At 51.3% G+C, this 15,688-nt stretch carries 13 protein-coding genes and 2 tRNA genes; 4 read left to right on the top strand and 11 right to left on the bottom strand.

Translation table 11 applies throughout. The features are described 5' to 3' along the window. Positions 1 to 4: 4 nt before the first annotated feature. Entirely contained in the window at positions 5 to 787 is a 783-nt protein-coding gene (locus AU511_RS04020) for a 5-oxoprolinase subunit PxpA (RefSeq protein WP_094108846.1), read from the bottom strand. 171 nt (positions 788 to 958) lie between these two features. On the opposite strand from AU511_RS04020, the gene AU511_RS04015 reads away from it, so the two are divergent. Both AU511_RS04015 and AU511_RS04010 read left to right on the top strand, forming a co-directional pair. Beyond that, positions 959 to 1,873 (top strand): LysR family transcriptional regulator, encoded by a 915-nt coding sequence (locus AU511_RS04015; RefSeq protein WP_094108845.1) that lies wholly within the window; start codon positions 959 to 961, stop codon positions 1,871 to 1,873. A 190-nt stretch (positions 1,874 to 2,063) separates the two neighbouring features. After that, positions 2,064 to 3,659 (top strand): alpha-N-arabinofuranosidase, encoded by a 1,596-nt coding sequence (locus tag AU511_RS04010; protein ID WP_094108844.1) that lies wholly within the window; start codon positions 2,064 to 2,066, stop codon positions 3,657 to 3,659. A 289-nt stretch (positions 3,660 to 3,948) separates the two neighbouring features. Here AU511_RS04010 and AU511_RS04005 read toward each other — a convergent pair whose 3' ends face one another. Then, the gene (locus tag AU511_RS04005; protein WP_094108843.1) at positions 3,949 to 5,643 is read right to left on the bottom strand and encodes a thiamine pyrophosphate-binding protein; all 1,695 of its coding nucleotides are present in this window, start codon (positions 5,641 to 5,643) and stop codon (positions 3,949 to 3,951) included. A gap of 937 nt (positions 5,644 to 6,580) precedes the next feature. On the opposite strand from AU511_RS04005, the gene AU511_RS04000 reads away from it, so the two are divergent. Next, positions 6,581 to 7,804, top strand: a complete 1,224-nt coding sequence (locus AU511_RS04000; protein ID WP_100059636.1) for a condensation domain-containing protein — start codon at positions 6,581 to 6,583, stop codon at positions 7,802 to 7,804. Between the two features lie 338 nt (positions 7,805 to 8,142). Here the strand turns inward: AU511_RS04000 and AU511_RS03995 are convergent. Continuing rightward, a tRNA-Asn gene (locus AU511_RS03995) sits at positions 8,143 to 8,218 on the bottom strand. Positions 8,219 to 8,325: 107 nt separating this feature from the next. Continuing rightward, on the bottom strand, positions 8,326 to 9,120 hold the full coding sequence (gene mtfA, locus AU511_RS03990) for a DgsA anti-repressor MtfA (RefSeq protein ID WP_094108842.1): 795 nt from the start codon (positions 9,118 to 9,120) through the stop codon (positions 8,326 to 8,328). A gap of 93 nt (positions 9,121 to 9,213) precedes the next feature. On the opposite strand from mtfA, the gene AU511_RS03985 reads away from it, so the two are divergent. Further along, positions 9,214 to 9,303, top strand: a tRNA-Ser gene (locus tag AU511_RS03985). Between the two features lie 132 nt (positions 9,304 to 9,435). On the opposite strand, the gene AU511_RS03980 is transcribed toward AU511_RS03985, so the two are convergent. The 7 genes from AU511_RS03980 to AU511_RS03950 form a co-directional block, all read right to left on the bottom strand. Further along, complete coding sequence (locus AU511_RS03980; protein ID WP_094100134.1) at positions 9,436 to 9,843, bottom strand: hypothetical protein; 408 nt, start codon at positions 9,841 to 9,843, stop codon at positions 9,436 to 9,438. A gap of 92 nt (positions 9,844 to 9,935) precedes the next feature. Beyond that, positions 9,936 to 10,352: a single stranded DNA-binding domain-containing protein gene (locus tag AU511_RS03975; protein WP_094108841.1), complete on the bottom strand. Its 417-nt coding sequence runs from the start codon at positions 10,350 to 10,352 to the stop codon at positions 9,936 to 9,938. 317 nt (positions 10,353 to 10,669) lie between these two features. Then, the gene (locus AU511_RS03970) at positions 10,670 to 12,064 is read right to left on the bottom strand and encodes an EAL domain-containing protein (RefSeq protein ID WP_094108840.1); all 1,395 of its coding nucleotides are present in this window, start codon (positions 12,062 to 12,064) and stop codon (positions 10,670 to 10,672) included. Then, positions 12,048 to 12,245 (bottom strand): hypothetical protein, encoded by a 198-nt coding sequence (locus AU511_RS03965; protein ID WP_094108839.1) that lies wholly within the window; start codon positions 12,243 to 12,245, stop codon positions 12,048 to 12,050. Before AU511_RS03965 ends, AU511_RS03970 begins: the two co-directional genes overlap by 17 nt. A gap of 213 nt (positions 12,246 to 12,458) precedes the next feature. Continuing rightward, the gene (gene lpxL / locus AU511_RS03960; protein ID WP_094108838.1) at positions 12,459 to 13,388 is read right to left on the bottom strand and encodes an LpxL/LpxP family Kdo(2)-lipid IV(A) lauroyl/palmitoleoyl acyltransferase; all 930 of its coding nucleotides are present in this window, start codon (positions 13,386 to 13,388) and stop codon (positions 12,459 to 12,461) included. Positions 13,389 to 13,705: 317 nt separating this feature from the next. Continuing rightward, complete coding sequence (locus AU511_RS03955; RefSeq protein ID WP_094108837.1) at positions 13,706 to 15,127, bottom strand: coniferyl aldehyde dehydrogenase; 1,422 nt, start codon at positions 15,125 to 15,127, stop codon at positions 13,706 to 13,708. A 26-nt stretch (positions 15,128 to 15,153) separates the two neighbouring features. After that, the coding region (locus AU511_RS03950) for a type 1 glutamine amidotransferase domain-containing protein (RefSeq protein WP_139829354.1) at positions 15,154 to 15,688 on the bottom strand (535 nt) is incomplete at its 5' end.

Raw genomic sequence — 15,688 nt, 5'->3', positions numbered from 1 at the left:
ATTATTATTTTTGAAACATGCGCTGCTTTCCTGGTGCTGTAATTTCAATAGACGACGACTTTAATAATTCGCAGGTCGCCTTTAACAATCCCTGCGCGCCCGGCGTATCGCTATGCATGCAGACCGACTCGAAAACGATAGGAATATCTTCGCCCTCAACGGTGCGCACGACGCCATCCCGACATGCGCGCAGCACCTTCTGCGCCACCTCGTCCGGGTCCAGCGCGCCCACCCGGCGGGTAAAGACGATAGAACCGCTCTGGTCATAGTCCCTATCCGCATAAAACTCACAGATTACAGGATGTTGTACAGACTGGGCCGCTCGCCATACAGCCGTGCCGTGCATGCAATACAGCAGCAAACCCGGCGCGATGCGATGCAGCGCCTCTACAAAGCAGTGCGCCGAGGCCGCCTCTTGCGCCAGATGCATATAGAGCGCGCCGTGCGGTTTTATATGCTGTAACTCCATCTGATATAACCGCGCTAATTCTCGCAATGCGCCCAGCTGATAAATGATATCGTTAACCAATTCGTCCGGTTGCATGGCAATATGTCGACGGCCAAAACCCATTAAATCGCGGTAACCGGGATGCGCCCCGATGGCGACGCCGTAATATTTCGCCATCTCGATAGTTTTACGCATAACGGTGGGATCGCCGGCATGAAACCCAGCGGCAATATTGGCAGAACTTATGAATGACATAATTTCCCGATCAATATTGCCGTTAATTAACCAGGATCCGAAGTCTTCGCCCATATCAGAATTTAAATCGATGCGTTTTGTCATAATATTTTATTATTGGTCGCTCATTGATTTAAAAATAATATAGGGGAAGTTTTTTACAGACGAATAGCATTATTTTCTGATAGCAACCCATCGAAAAAAGAGATCGCTAAATGAAGTCCTATCCCGGTGACGACGCCGGACTGATTTCAGCCCCTCATACCGGAGAAGAGCATGTTGACACTACGCCAGATTCGCTACTTCGTCGCCACGGCGGAAATGGGGCAAATATCACAGGCCGCCATACATCTGAATATCTCGCAATCGGGCGTGACAAGCGCCATTCAGGAGCTAGAAGGCCTATTGGGGAAGCCGCTGTTCCGCCGTTCAGTGCGGGGCATGACGTTGACGGAGACCGGCACCCACTTTTTGCACCATGCCTACTCCATTCTGCGCAGCGTGGACGATGCGCTGCATATTCCCTCGACGGACGACCAAATCTGCGGCCAGCTAAATTTGGCCGCCTCCTACACGGTGATGGGCTATTTCCTTCCCTACCATTTGCAGCGGCTCTCTTCCGCCTTTCCCCATCTAAATATCAATCTCTACGAGCGGGAACGCATCGATATTGAGCGCGGTCTGCTGGATGGCTCGCTGGATATCGCGTTGGTGCTGACCGCTAACCTGACCCTCCCAGGCATCACCTCGGAAACGCTGTTTAATTCCGAGCGCCGTCTCTGGCTGCCCAGCCGTCATCCACTGTGCGACAAACCGCATCTCACGCTCGCGGACGTCGCCAGAGAGCCGTTTATTATGCTGACCGTCGATGAAGCCGACCATAGCGCGATGCGCTACTGGGAAGAAAGCGGGCAGCGTCCCAACGTGATGCTGCGGACCAGCTCCGTCGAAGCTGTGCGCAGCATGGTCGCCGACGGGCTGGGCGTCGCGATCTTGTCCGATCTGGTCTATCGCCCGTGGTCGCTGGAAGGTAAAAGGATCGAAACCCGTGCGCTGACCGACAATCTACATCCCATGCTCGTTGGGCTGGCGTGGCGCAAGGACGCGCTTTTCACCCCGTCGATGAACGCCTTCCGACTATGGTTTCGCAGCGCCTTTCTGACGCCGCAGATGAACTTTAACCGCCGTTGACGACGGTACAAAGCAGGCGCACCTGCGGAAACGGTGGAAATGTGACCCGTCTAACAGCCGCAGCGCGGCAATTTACGTAGCCTTCCCCCTATCACCGTTGGATTGTCACTGGCCGCCGGCCAGGCAAAACCTGAAAGGTTCTCTTACGAGAGGCCGTTCAGGTTTTTTTTGCGCCATCACCGAGGTGTCTATGAAAAAAAACAGCGTCACAGGAATAATAGGCGTCACTCTGGCCGCGCTGGCCCTACCGTTCAGCTCGCCTTCCGCCGCCGAAAATAGCAGGATAGAAGCCTCGTTGCAGGCCGACCGTCCCGGTGCGCCGATTTCCCGCTACATCTATGGTCAGTTTTCCGAGCATCTGGGACGAGGCATTTACGACGGTATCTGGGTCGGTCCTGACTCTCCCATCCCCAATACGCGCGGCATCAGAAACGATGTGGTCTCCGCGCTGAAAGCCATTAAAGTGCCGGTCGTACGTTGGCCGGGAGGCTGCTTTGCGGATGAATATCATTGGCGCGACGGCATCGGTCCGCGCGATAAACGACCGGTGCGTAAAAACAACTGGTGGGGCGGCGCGCTAGAGTCTAACGCGTTCGGCACGCACGAATTCTTCGATTTCGCCGAACAGATTGGCGCGGACGCCTACGTTTCCGTCAACGTGGCTTCGTCCACGCCAACGGAGATGCGCGAATGGATCGAGTATCTGACGTCTAAAGATCGCGACAGTCTGGCGAACGAGCGACGCGCCAATGGCCGCGATGCGCCCTTCAAGGTGCCGTTTATCGGCATCGGCAATGAAAGCTGGGGCTGTGGCGGCAATATGACGCCCGAATACTATGCGAATGAATTACGCCGCTTTGGCTCGCTGTTCCATAAAAACGGCACCAACTTCCACCACGATAACGACAATACGGCGATGCGCGTCGGCTCCGGTGCGAATAATGACGACACGAACTGGACCGACGTCGTCATAAAAAACGCCAGCGCGCATCTGGACGCCATTTCTCTGCATTTCTATACCGTGATCACTGGCGACTGGAAGAACCGCAATCGGGCGTCCGCCACCGGTTTTCCCGACGCACAATGGAATGCCATTTTCCAACAGACGCTGCGCATGGATGACATTCTGCGCCAGCACATCGTCGTCATGGATAAGCGCGATCCGGAGAAACGCATCGGCCTGTTCGTTGACGAATGGGGCGCCTGGTATAACGTCGAGCCCGGCACCTATCACGGCCATCTGTTCCAGCAGAATACGCTGCGGGACGGCATTCTGGCGGCCGCCAACTTCAATATTTTCCACCGGTATACCGACCGCGTACGGATGACCAACATCGCCCAGACCATCAATGTGCTACAGGCGATGATCCTGACGGAAGGCGATAAGATCGCCTTAACGCCGACCTACTATGCCTACAAAATGTACGTGCCGTTCCAGGATTCGACCGCCATCCCGCTAACGGTGAAAGCGCCTCAACTGACGTATAACGGGCGCCCATTCCCGGCCCTCAATGTTTCCGCCGCCAAGGGAAAGGACGGCAAAACGTATATCGGGGTCGCGAATATGAACCAGCACGAGGGCTACGATCTGGCCGTTAAACTGGGTACGTTGAAGGTGAAAACGGTGAAGGGAGAAGTGCTGACCAGCACGACGTCGGATGCGCATAATGTACCCGGCCAGGCCGAAGCCATTCACCCCGTCCCTTATCACGGCGGCAAGATCGACGGGTCGCAACTGAATCTGTCTATCCCTGCAAAATCAGTGGTGGTGGTCAGTCTGGAATAGAGGATTAACAAGGAGCGAGACGTGGCCGGCAGGACATAAACCAAGGTAGCCTATACCCAGGAATGAGGTAATAGGCTGCGCTTTAGCACGACAGCGCTCACGCCCGGGAAGTCCTCACGATTAGCGGGAATACGCGCGCCTGAACTCGCCTCAGAGAGAACCGGGAGACCTCTCACCCAAGATTTATGCCCTTCTCTTCGCAAAGAGGTTGTGGTTAAACCCTCGTCTCAGTCTCTCCGGGGAATGAACACCCGCAGGCTTGATGCTTAATTCGGCGGTGAGAACTGATTTACAGCGATTTGACGGCGTTTTGTCGACCCAATACCGGCGGCAGTACATCCCTGTCTATGCGCACATCAATGACAGTGGGAAGCGCTTGGTTAACCGCCGTACGTAGCGAGCTTTCCAATTCGGCGCGACTCGTGACACAGACACCGTTTGCCCCTAGCGCATGAGCGAACATGGCGAAATCCACCATTGGAATAGCGCAATCCAGCGCCGGATAACCGACCGAATTCAACCCCTGCCTGCACATGTTGTAGCCGCCATCGTTCAATACCACCCAAATCGCCGGGACTCGGTGATGCACTGCGGTACTAATTTCGTTATTCATCAGCATCGAACCATCGCCGATGATGCCCACGGTGACTTTCCCCGACATCGCCAGCCCGACGATGCCGCAGGCATAATGCCCCATGGTACCCATCGCGGAATTGACCCGGTATCGGTTGGGCTTTTGAAATTGCAAAAATCGGTTTGCCCAGACATGCGAGTTGCCGGCATCGGACGCCACCAGACAGTCGTGTTCATCAATCGCTACTTTTTGAATGGCGGCCATGACATCGACTGGATTAACCACGCCATCGTTGTTCTTGACCGCGACTTCACATCGAGACGCTTTGAGCTGCGGAAGAGCGGTTGAGCGATGAGCGAGAGGCAGCGTTTTTATTTTCTCGTAGACGCCCTGTAGAAAGGCGGTGAGTTCGGCATGAATCATTTCAGTTTTAGGAGGCAGGTTATTTTTAATATCGGCCTTTTCCAGGCTGACGTAGTAGACCTTGACGCCTTTTATTTTATTTTGAAGATAATGCGCGCTGGATTCCCCCAACCGCGTTCCCAAGATAACCATTGTTTTCAACGACAGCTTATCGATGGCAGACAAAAGTGCCGGCTCATCGCAGCCTAAACCGGTAGAGCCGATATATAACGGATGATTTTCAGGGAAGACACCTTTCCCGCGAGGCGTCGACATCACCGCCGTCTGGGTTTCAATGGCGAGTCGCGTTAATACATCCGACGCGTCGAGACAACCAAAGCCATTCCAAATAATGGCATCACCCGCAGCCAGAACTTCTGCTATTTCTTGCTGATGCGCGTCCAGAGCGCCCTTATCTTCACAGACGATCGGAGAGGAGAGAGAGGATGGTGTTTCGTTGTATTCCTCTTCTGCAATTTCTGACTTCTGTATGTTGGGAAGAATGAAAATTCCCAGTACATGGCCTTGGGAAACATTGAAATGATTGATGGCGTCAATCGCTTCACTCAATTTTGCTTTTTCATCAATACATACGACACGATCGAAGTAGCCCGAAATTCCCTCTCCTTGCAGGGCAAGGACGTCCTCTACCGTCGTTTGTTGCAACCCCCACAATCCATTACTTTTCGCCGTGGTAATCGGGGCGATGAATATCACTTTAGCGCCATCCAGCTTTGCCGTGCGCGCAGCCGTTAATGCGTTGGTGATACCCGGTCCCGCGGTGGTAAAGACGGCGGCAGGCTTATGATGATACAAGCTGTATTCAGAAGCACAGAACGTCGCGCCGGTCTCATGTCGGCAATGAATGGTATTAATAGACGATTCGGTCAGCGCCTTCCATACCGGGGATATATAAGCACCTGAAACGCCAAAGGCGATATCCACCCCGGTATTTTCTAAATGTTTGACCAGGATTTCCGCTACTGTCTTCCGTGATTTTCCTTCCATAGATTTTCCTTATATAACCGTTAAGTTAGCAAACACAGAATAAAACTATGATAATTTGATCAGAAAAAAAGCTGTTATTTAACCTCAAAAATTGTCAGCAAAAAATGGGGGATTCGCGCACTGGTATCATACCGCCAACGCCTTATCATTCATTGTCATATCATCAATTTAAAAAATCCAACTCGCTTCCAATAGACCCGAAACAATCATGAAAAATAACTGTTTCAACGCCACATCGCAATTAATTATTAAGCCTACGAAAGCTGATACTATAAATTCTTCAAAACCCAAGATATTAATAAAACATATTGATATGCAAACAATTAACCCACTTAGAAAAGCAGAAAAACCAATTTTCACCTTATGAATAGTCATACATATAGTGGGTCGATACGTCGTAGTGCTTCACTATCCGGCAGATCGGGCATGTGTTCGTGAGCGGCACTTGTGTAGCCCATGTTCACTCGCTAGCGCCATCAATTTACTTTTCCCAGCGCTGTCACCCTCGAGTCAAAAATTAACTAATAGAGGCTCGTTTTTACTATCGCGAGCTAAGGTCTCGGAGCAATTTGAACAACCTATTTCAATACACTTGCTCCACGTTTCCGAAAGTCGAAAGCACAGCAAATCTTCAAGAGGCTGGATAAAAAGCTAGCACCAACAGACAGATAGATTAACGTTTTATTTTTCATCCAAAACAATCTAGCAGGTTGTTCACCTTGTGTATCTCAGGATTAATTTAGAATAATTAATTTAATGCAATAAAATTTTAGGAAATTATTCCCCCGCTAATATTTAGCGAAGAAAGAGTTGAACAAATCCATTTCATCGACTAAGTGTTGAGGATGCTTTCCATTCGACCATCGTAAGTGCCCCCCACTAGTTTATATAAAGAGTGAGGTGTCAAATTTAAATGATAAAGGGGAGTTTTAGACAAATGAAGAAACCAGTTGTTATAAGAGAACTCGGCATCCTTGAGCGTCGGGCTTGGCAAATGGATGCTGTAAGTCCAAAAAATCTCAGTATGACAGCTGAAGTGTCTGGTTTCACAACGATAGAAAGTTGGTCGAAAGCCCTGAAAGATGTTCAGTCAAGACATCCATTACTTAATGCATATGTGGGCACTAATGGAGAAGGCCAGCTGTGTTTTTTCCATGACGACAGCATCGAGATTCCATTGAGAGTTTCATATTTAAATGAAACATATTCTGTTGAACAAGAGATAAAACGAGAGTTTTTTACTCCATCTGATACAAGTGATAAAGCTTTGCTAAAAGCTGCTCTTCTTTACAGTGAAGAACGTTGCGTTATCATTGTGACGTCTCATCACGGTATTTCAGATGGGAGATCGTTATCCTTTTTTATTTATGACGTCTTACAGCGTTTGGCAGGAAATACACTACCAGCCTTGACGTTACTTCCCCCGATTGAGGATTTATTTTCTTCAAGCTTAGACTCAATCGGAAATATAAAACCCCCTTCTTTCACCAATAAGCCCGTACCCTATACTGAACGGGATTTCGCAAAACTAAAAATTTTCCGTGAACGTCTATCGCCCGGGCTTTCAAGCAAAATAAGAGAACGAGCAAAACAGGAAAAGACAACGGTTCACGGGACATTATCCGCCGCCTTTGCCTTTTCCTTGTACAAGTCCCCTGAATGGGATGGAAGGCCAGTAAGGATTTGTACGCCTATTGATGCCAGAAAACACTTCGGGCTGGATTATAGTCTCTGTTTTTTAGCGTTATTTCCAACCTATAGCTATAACCCATCTAAACCGGACACATTCTGGGATATATCCAGATTAATCACAAATGACTTAAGCTGTTACCGGGAAAAGTCTGGCATGACGGCGTTAATGGATTTTTATCAGCCTTATATGGATAACAACGACTTAGAAAACAATACATCCTTCGACAATGAAATGTGTGCTCCAGATATTATGCTATCAAATTTAGGGATACTTCCATTTTCAGAAAACTTGGGTGATATAAAAATAGACTCGATATGGGGGCCGAATATTTTAGTTGGCACTGAAGGCGAACAGAGTATAGGCGTAGCGACAATTAATAACTCCATACATTTGATACATGCCTCTTATCAATCAATGCCTACTCTTCTTGAAAATACGAAGAGAACACTATTAAAAGCTGTAGAATGAAATAAATACAGTGGTCATTATGCGAACGCTTATAGAGTGCAGCGCTCACGAAGATGAGTCAGGAAGGATCACGTTCCATGGTCGTTTTATGGAGTAATGCGAGTTTCAACTCGCGGGTTTTCGTCTCGTATGGGGACCTATACGGGTCAAATCGTTATTGAACTAATCTCGACCTGATCTCATTTTGACCACCAGATTCTCCCGATGCGGAGGAAATTGGAAAACGTAGCTGAAAGCTCTCTCGTTATCTCGCCCTGTCGAAATGTGGCAAGAACTTGCTCAGGTGCAGGTAAAGCAAGAAGCCCGCTTCAGTTTCCTGAAGCGGGCTTCTCTAAATATGGCTCCTCTGACTGGACTCGAACCAGTGACATACGGATTAACAGTCCGCCGTTCTACCAACTGAACTACAGAGGAATCGTGTGAACGGGGCGCATAGTATCTAGGTCACTCGGGGCTGTCAACGCCAAAATCGCGTTTATACCCTAACTGCTTAGCCTCTGTTCAATTTCGCGTTGTTATGCTCAAAAGTTATGCGATGAAGTCGCTTCGACCCCTTTTCGCCAGCGCTGTAAACGCTCCAGCGGCTTCTGTCGGTAGAACCGCGTGAACACGTCATAGACCACGGGGAAACGTTCATAGAGCAGTTCGGGCCCGCTAAAAAAATACTCGGACAGCACGGCGAAACACTCCGCGGGATCGGTTGCGGCGTAGGGATCCATACTGGCCCCCTCCTCTCCCACCAGGTCAATCTCCTCCTGCAGCTCGCTCATCGCCCCGTGGAGCGCCTGCTCCCACTGCGCTATTTCACGCAGCGGAAGCGGTGGAACACCGCTGACTTCATGCCCGCCACGCAGATCCAGCTTATGCGCGACTTCGTGGATCACCAGATTGAATCCCGACAGATCGTAAGAGTCTTGGATATCCTGCCCGTTAAGCACGATTGGCCCCTGCTCCCAACTTTGCCCAGACTGAACAACCTCCCCTGAATGGACCAGGCCAATCTCGTCCTCCCATTCGTCCGTCACGATGAACGGCGAAGGATAGATAAGGACGTCATGAAAGCTATCAAGCCAGTGAATGCCGAGCTCCATCACGGGAAGGCAAAACAACAGCGCGATGCGTTGCTGCATCACCCCATCCAGCTCAATATGCTGCAGGGGCACCAGTCGTTTTTGCCGCAGAAACTGCTGCGCAAGGTTAACCAACTGGTGCCGCTCGCGTTCGTCCAGCGGCGCCAGCAGTGGGATAGACAGTGCAGACTGCCATGCGGTCCCCTCTTCGGGCGAAGGCGATGAGATTTTCCATTGCCACTTCATGCATATTGCTCGCTATGTCGTCACTCAGGTCTAAAAATGGGGATCGGGACTGTTAAAATGCGCCAAAAAGGGGCATTATAATCGCCCTTCCGTGGAGAGATGCCGGAGCGGCTGAACGGGACGGTCTCGAAAACCGTTGAGGGAGTCATCCCTCCGAGGGTTCAAATCCCTCTCTCTCCGCCATCATTCAAGCAGCTATCCCCATCGCTTTCTGTGATAAAAATCCCGCGGAGCTAGTCTGGAGGGAAACCGGCGCATCGTCTCTAACGAAGCTACGCCGGCTCATGCAGCTTATCAAGCTTGAATAAAGCGCTGTTAGCGAGTACGCCACAGTCGGTACTGGCCCCAGATGCCGACTTCCGTCAGATATTCCTGCTCAGTGCCGTCGGCGAGCACATCCACGGTTCGCCGCATGCCCAACGACATCGCTGCGCACTCGTTGCTGACTCTCAGCTTGTGCAAGCCGTTATCTAAATAGGCTGTGACGTACTGATTTTGTCTTAACAATGCAATCTCTATACCATCAACCGCGACCACAAACTTACAGAGACCGCCGCTCCCGCTACCGATAAACTGTTTATTTCGGGTCACGGTCACTTTGGTCTGCTTGACCTGATTATTTGGCTTAACGATGTTCTGATCCAATATATATTCGGCCGGGCCATGCGGTCTGGAACACCCACTTAAAACCAATACGACAAACAGAAAAAATAGTCTTTTCATTATTATTTACCCAATACAAATGGAGAGCAGCTCTTCCACTGCTCTCATCAAAAATTGTTGATTGAAGTCCACCGTAAGAATGCAAACAGACGTTATTGCGCTTGAGGTGTTAACATTGCATTGGCGGATTTGGGGTGAAGCGTATACATACCACCGTTGAAAGGGTCCACCAGCAAGTAGCCGATAAGACCGCCGAAAACCAGGTTCCCGCCGATATACCATCCGTTTGCAGATGATCGAACAGGCAAGGTCAGCGGCTGATAACTTTCTTTTGTGAACGTAATCAGGTATTTTTTCCCACCAAAATAATGCCCGTTAGATTTATCCAGAACCACGTTTTGAGGCGTATTACCGGTGACTATGACTCGCCCGGTTTCATCCTGTATCGAGAATTTTGCGCCAGTGGGATGACTTTCAACGTTGACTACCTGAGATCGTTCTCCAACAATAGTTGCGCATCCAGAAAGTAATATTGCTGCAGATAAAGCAAAGACTGCTAATTTTTTCATTTGCGAATGACTCTTTGACGGTTTTATATTTAGCCTGAGTTGGCTAAAAAATATTACCAAACATTTCAAAGCGAGTCATCTTAAAGCATCATTGATATTTATTCTTAGCGGCGGAGGAAATATAAAATAATTACTACGATATGAATCCAGCCATGATCATTTTTCACGAAAAGTTGAAGGTTATAATTTGCGCAATTTATCGCCATTGCATTTCATTACATCGACCGGCGATTTGTCTTATTCCGCCTTGCCGCTTATTGCTTTACTGCACCGACGTTTGCATTCAATGCAGTAACCAATTTATCCCGTCCGCCGCATTACGATAACAACGCTTTCAAGCGCGTCGCGCTCATAGGCCGGCCGTAGTACCAACCCTGCCCCACGGCGTCCTTGCAATGTTCTTTGACGTAAGCAGCCTGTTCTGCCGTTTCGATCCCTTCGACAATGACGCAGGTATTCAGCATGGACGTCATCGTAAACAATAAATCCACCATGCGTGCGTTGACGGAGTCAGTGCCGATGGCTTCGGTAAACATTCGGTCGATCTTCAAAGCATCGAACGGCAAGCTGGAGAGATACGAAAAATTAGAGTAACCCGTACCGAAATCGTCGATGGCAATACGATATCCCTGCGCGCGCAGCTCGGATAATCGTTTCGCCAACGTCGCATAATTAGCCGTCGAACGCTCCGTGATCTCCAGAATAATTTGTCTCGGCGTCACACCAAAATGCGCAATCTGCTCATTCAGGTAGGTCTGATAATCGGTGTCCAGGACGTCGGAGATGTCCAGATTGATGCTGAGGTAAAACTCCGGATTATCCAATAAAACGCTTTGCATCTCGGCAACCGAGCGCTGAGTGATATGCCGCGTAATATCACCGATGATCCCTTGTTTTTCCGCTACAGGGATGAAGACGTCGGGAGACACGAGCTGACCGTGTTTATTTGTCCACCGAGCCAGCGCTTCGACGCCAACGATTTTTTCATCCTTAAGGTCAATGATCGGCTGGTAATTCACATGAAGCTTTTTGCGGCTGACGGCCTGACGCAGCTGTTTGGTCATTGAACGATTAATGTCGAGCAGCAGAAAAATAACCAGCGTCAGCGAGCCGCCCAATATAGCGCCCAGCAACGAGATAGCGGTAATCATATAGGCGGGCATCTGTAAAACGCCGGAGGCGTTCAGCCGCGCATGAATACAAATTTCATACAGCTTACTGCACAGGTAGGATTGACGATATTGAGCGAGCCAAGAGCTTTCATAGCGGCTCGGCGTCACGCTTTTACTGCCAAAAGTCTGGAAGATGTGGCTATCGTCCGCCGACGTTAACACTGCGCCGTAGCCGTTAAGTGGATAAGAAAAGCTACGAAAGGCATCGGGCGATGTGAATACCACCACGTTTTTGCGGCTGGCGATATCGGTTTGAATGCGGGGATCAAAGAGGCCTCTTACTGCGGTCCAAAGCTGAGTGCCGTCCACTTTTTGAACGTCTGTTTCTGGTAGCGTAATGGGCGATGACAACACGCCACGCCCAGCGGTACATAATAATTCGCCGTTCTTTATTCGGCCGAGGTCGCTTATATAGCGGTACTTGTAAATCATGTAGCGAAGCTGAAATAAATCGTCTTCAGAGCAGAGAGGATACTTCAGTGCGTAGGCTTCATTAATCGCGGTATTGGATTCAGTGACGACGTCATCGGAACGCTTCATTATGGCTTCGGCAAAGTCCTGCAATTTTTTTTTGATCGTTTTTTGCTATCACCCGCTGGCTCAGGAGCAACAAAATCAATATCCCCCCCATAATGCCAGCGACCACCATCGCTAGTATCATTTTATTTATTGACTTCATGTTGACTTCCCCAGCCTTGATAAATCCCAACTCGTCGCCCATTAATCGGCATCACTCTAGGGAAGTTTATTGATTTATCTTTGAATCAATCCCGCGAGTATCACTGTTGATGTCGCGTATTTACGGTAAATTTCCAATTTCACCGCATATCTTCACGATAAATTGACCTAACGTGATCAAACATAAGGCGAATATTCTTGCCGAGGCAGGGGCTGAGAGACGCGAGCCTACCGAAGCCCCGCGTGCGTCGGACGACTAGAGATACAGAGAGGGTTCACCCATGGGGCGCGTTTTGAAGCGGCGATGCAGCCAGAGATATTGGCCCGGCGCCTTCATGATTTCGTGTTCTATAGCCCGGTTAATATAGGCCGCCGCGGCCAGGCTATCGTCATAGGGATAGTGTTCGAGCGCCGGAGAAATCACCAACTGATACCCCTGCCCCGCCGGTTTGCGGATGACAACGGCCGTCACCAGTTTGGGCTGAGCCAGGCGCGCGATGGTGAAAGTGCCATTTGAGGTCGCCGCCTTCTCTACACCAAAAAACGGGACGAATACGCTGCCTTTCGGCCCGTTATCCTGATCCGGCGCGAACCACACCGTGCCGCCGCGTTTTAGCGTGTGTACCATGCTGATCAGATTTTTGCGATTCACCAGCACATTGCCCGACCGGGACCGCCCCCACTTCTGCACCCGCTCCAGAATGGGGCTGTTGTGCGGACGGTACATGACCACCATCGGTTTGCAATGGCCGAGAATACGAAAATGCAGCTCCAGCGTCATGAAATGCACGCCAATCACCATAACGCCTTTTCCCCGATCCTGCGTATTATGCAGATGTTCCAGCCCGACGATATCGAACCATTTTTTTATGCGTTTGTCCGGCCAAAACCAGGCCATCCCTGTTTCCAGCAGTGCGATGCCGAGCGACGAAAAATGCTCGGTCAATTTGACCTGTTTCTGGTGCTCGTCAATCTCGGGGAAACACAGCTCAAGATTACGCCGGGCAATGCTGACCCGTCGTTTCAAAAAACGCATAGATCGCCGCCCCAACCAGCCGCCAAGACGCACCAGAATGGGATAAGGCAATTGAACCAGTAGATATAACACCGCCAGACCACACCACAGCGGCCAATGCCTGGGGTGGGCGTCACGGGCAAAAAAGAGGGGGTACGAGCGGGTCACCATAAACGCTTATCCTTCACTGTCGGATCGTGACAGCATCAATGAATAATGGGGGCTCCAACAGCTCGAGCCGTTTCTGTACAAAAACCATTGCAGCAACGGTGAATGTTTAGACATTGCAGCGAGACGTTAATTCCGAGCGAAATGCGGGCAACCGCCGATTTAACACGCCGGTCAATGAGGCTGTCGCGGCGCAAGGGATAAAACCGCAGCGGGACAATAAAAGAGAAACTAGCGCAACACGGTGACAGTCTGTGGAACGTGACGGTAAAAAATGAAGGCCGCGATGAGTTCGCGGCCCAGGAAGGCTGTTTAGGCGATTATGATTTCAGCATGGAGTCGAGATCCGCCATTTTCGGCCCGTAGGGCGCGCGCATCATCAGGTTGGACTCACCGACAGGACTTTGCACCACCACCACCGCCTTGGCATGACTGAAACGACGGAAGCCATGGATGCCATGATAGGCGCCCATACCGGATGCGCCTACCCCGCCAAACGGTACGCTATCGATCGTCGCCTGCGTCATGACGTCGTTCACCACCAGCGCGCCGGACGTCGTCTGCTCGCTGAAATCACGCTGGCGCACCGGGTCTTGACCAAAGTAGTAAGCCGCCAGCGGACGCGGATGTGCGTTGATGTAGGCGACCGCCTCCTCCGGTTTGGCGTAGGTTTTCAACGGTAGGATCGGCCCGAAAATCTCTTCCTGCATCACCAGCATATCGTCAGTCACATTCAACACGATCTTCGGCGACAACTTCCGCTGCGAGAGCGATACGCCCGCTTCCCCTTCGGCGGAAAGTTCAATCACCGTCGCGCCTTTCTCCCGCGCATCGGTCAATAACTGCTGTAGCCGCTGGAAGTGACGATCGCTGATGATGCTGTTGTAGTCGGGGTTTTCAGACAATGTTGGATACGCTTCGGCGACAAACGCGCGCGCATGTGTGACAAAGTCATCGCGCGCCGACTCAGGCAGCAGCACGTAATCCGGCGACATACAAATCTGTCCGGCGTTGAACGTTTTGACCGTCATCACGCGCTGGGCAGCCATCTGGATATCCGCGTCGTCATCCACCATTACGGGTGACTTCCCGCCCAGTTCCAGCGTCACGGGCACCAGATTCTCCGCCGCCGCACGCATGACGTGACGCCCGACGCTGGTGCTGCCAGTAAAGATCAGGTGGTCGAAAGCCTGTGCGCTAAACGCTTTACCGACATCCGCATCGCCCAACACGGTCGTCATTTCCAGCGGATCAAAATAACGCGCGACTAAATCCGCCAACAGCTCTGCCGTTCGCGGCGTCAGTTCAGAGGGCTTAATCAACGCGCGGTTACCGGCGGCGAGAACGCCCGCCAACGGATAAAACGTCAGATTCAACGGGAAATTCCACGGACTGATAATCCCGACGACACCGAGCGGCTGATATTGCACCCGCGCGTGAACCCCCGGCCCCGGCGCGGGCTGTTCGTCAGGCTGCATCCACTGCGCCAGACTTTCTCGGGCATGATTCAACGCTTTCACAGATCCCAGAATATCAGCCAGGATGGTCAGATAAGGGCTCCGGTGACCGTAGTCGGCGCGAACCGCCGCTTCGAGCGCCTGATGATGGCGAGTCAGCAACTGAATGGCGCGTTCAATACGGTCGCGGCGCAATTCACCACTGGCGGGGCCGTCCTGCACATGCGCTCGTTTCATGTCGGCGACGGTGGCGGCCAGAGAGGCCGCAGTAACTGAAGAACTCATAATTCACTCCGAAATAAAAATGCGGATTAGGCCAACTGCTTAAGCAAAGCCTGGGCGACCCCTTCTGAACTCGCCGGGTTTTGACCCGTGGTCAGAAGACCGTCGGTCACGATATGGGGCTGCCAGTCGGCGCCTTTTTCGTAGCGTCCGCCCAGCTGCGTAAATTCATCTTCGATCAGGAACGGAACCACCTCCGTCAATTGGACCGCGGCCTCTTCGCTATTCGAGAAACCGGTCACTTTACGTCCTTTGATCAGCGGTTCGCCGTCGGCACCTCGGACATGACGCAATGCGCCCGGCGCATGACAAACCAGACCCAGCGGTTTCCCAGCACGGTCAAAGGCTTCGAGCAAGGAGATGGAATCGGCGCTTTCCGCCAGATCCCACAGCGGGCCATGTCCGCCGGGATAGAACACCGCGTCGAAGTCCGCCACATTCACCTCAGACAGTTTCGCCGTGTGGCTCAGTGCGTTCTGAACGTCCGCATCCTGCCGGAAACGTTCGGTCGCGGCAGTCTGCGCTTCCGGCGCATCGCTTACCGGGTCCAACGGCGGTTGTCCA

Origin of the sequence: Lonsdalea iberica (assembly GCF_002111585.1) — a bacterium.
Taxonomy (GTDB): Bacteria; Pseudomonadota; Gammaproteobacteria; order Enterobacterales; family Enterobacteriaceae; genus Lonsdalea; species Lonsdalea iberica.
The sequence above is the reverse complement of the archived record's forward strand: the minus strand, read 5'-3'. Positions and strand labels throughout refer to the sequence as shown.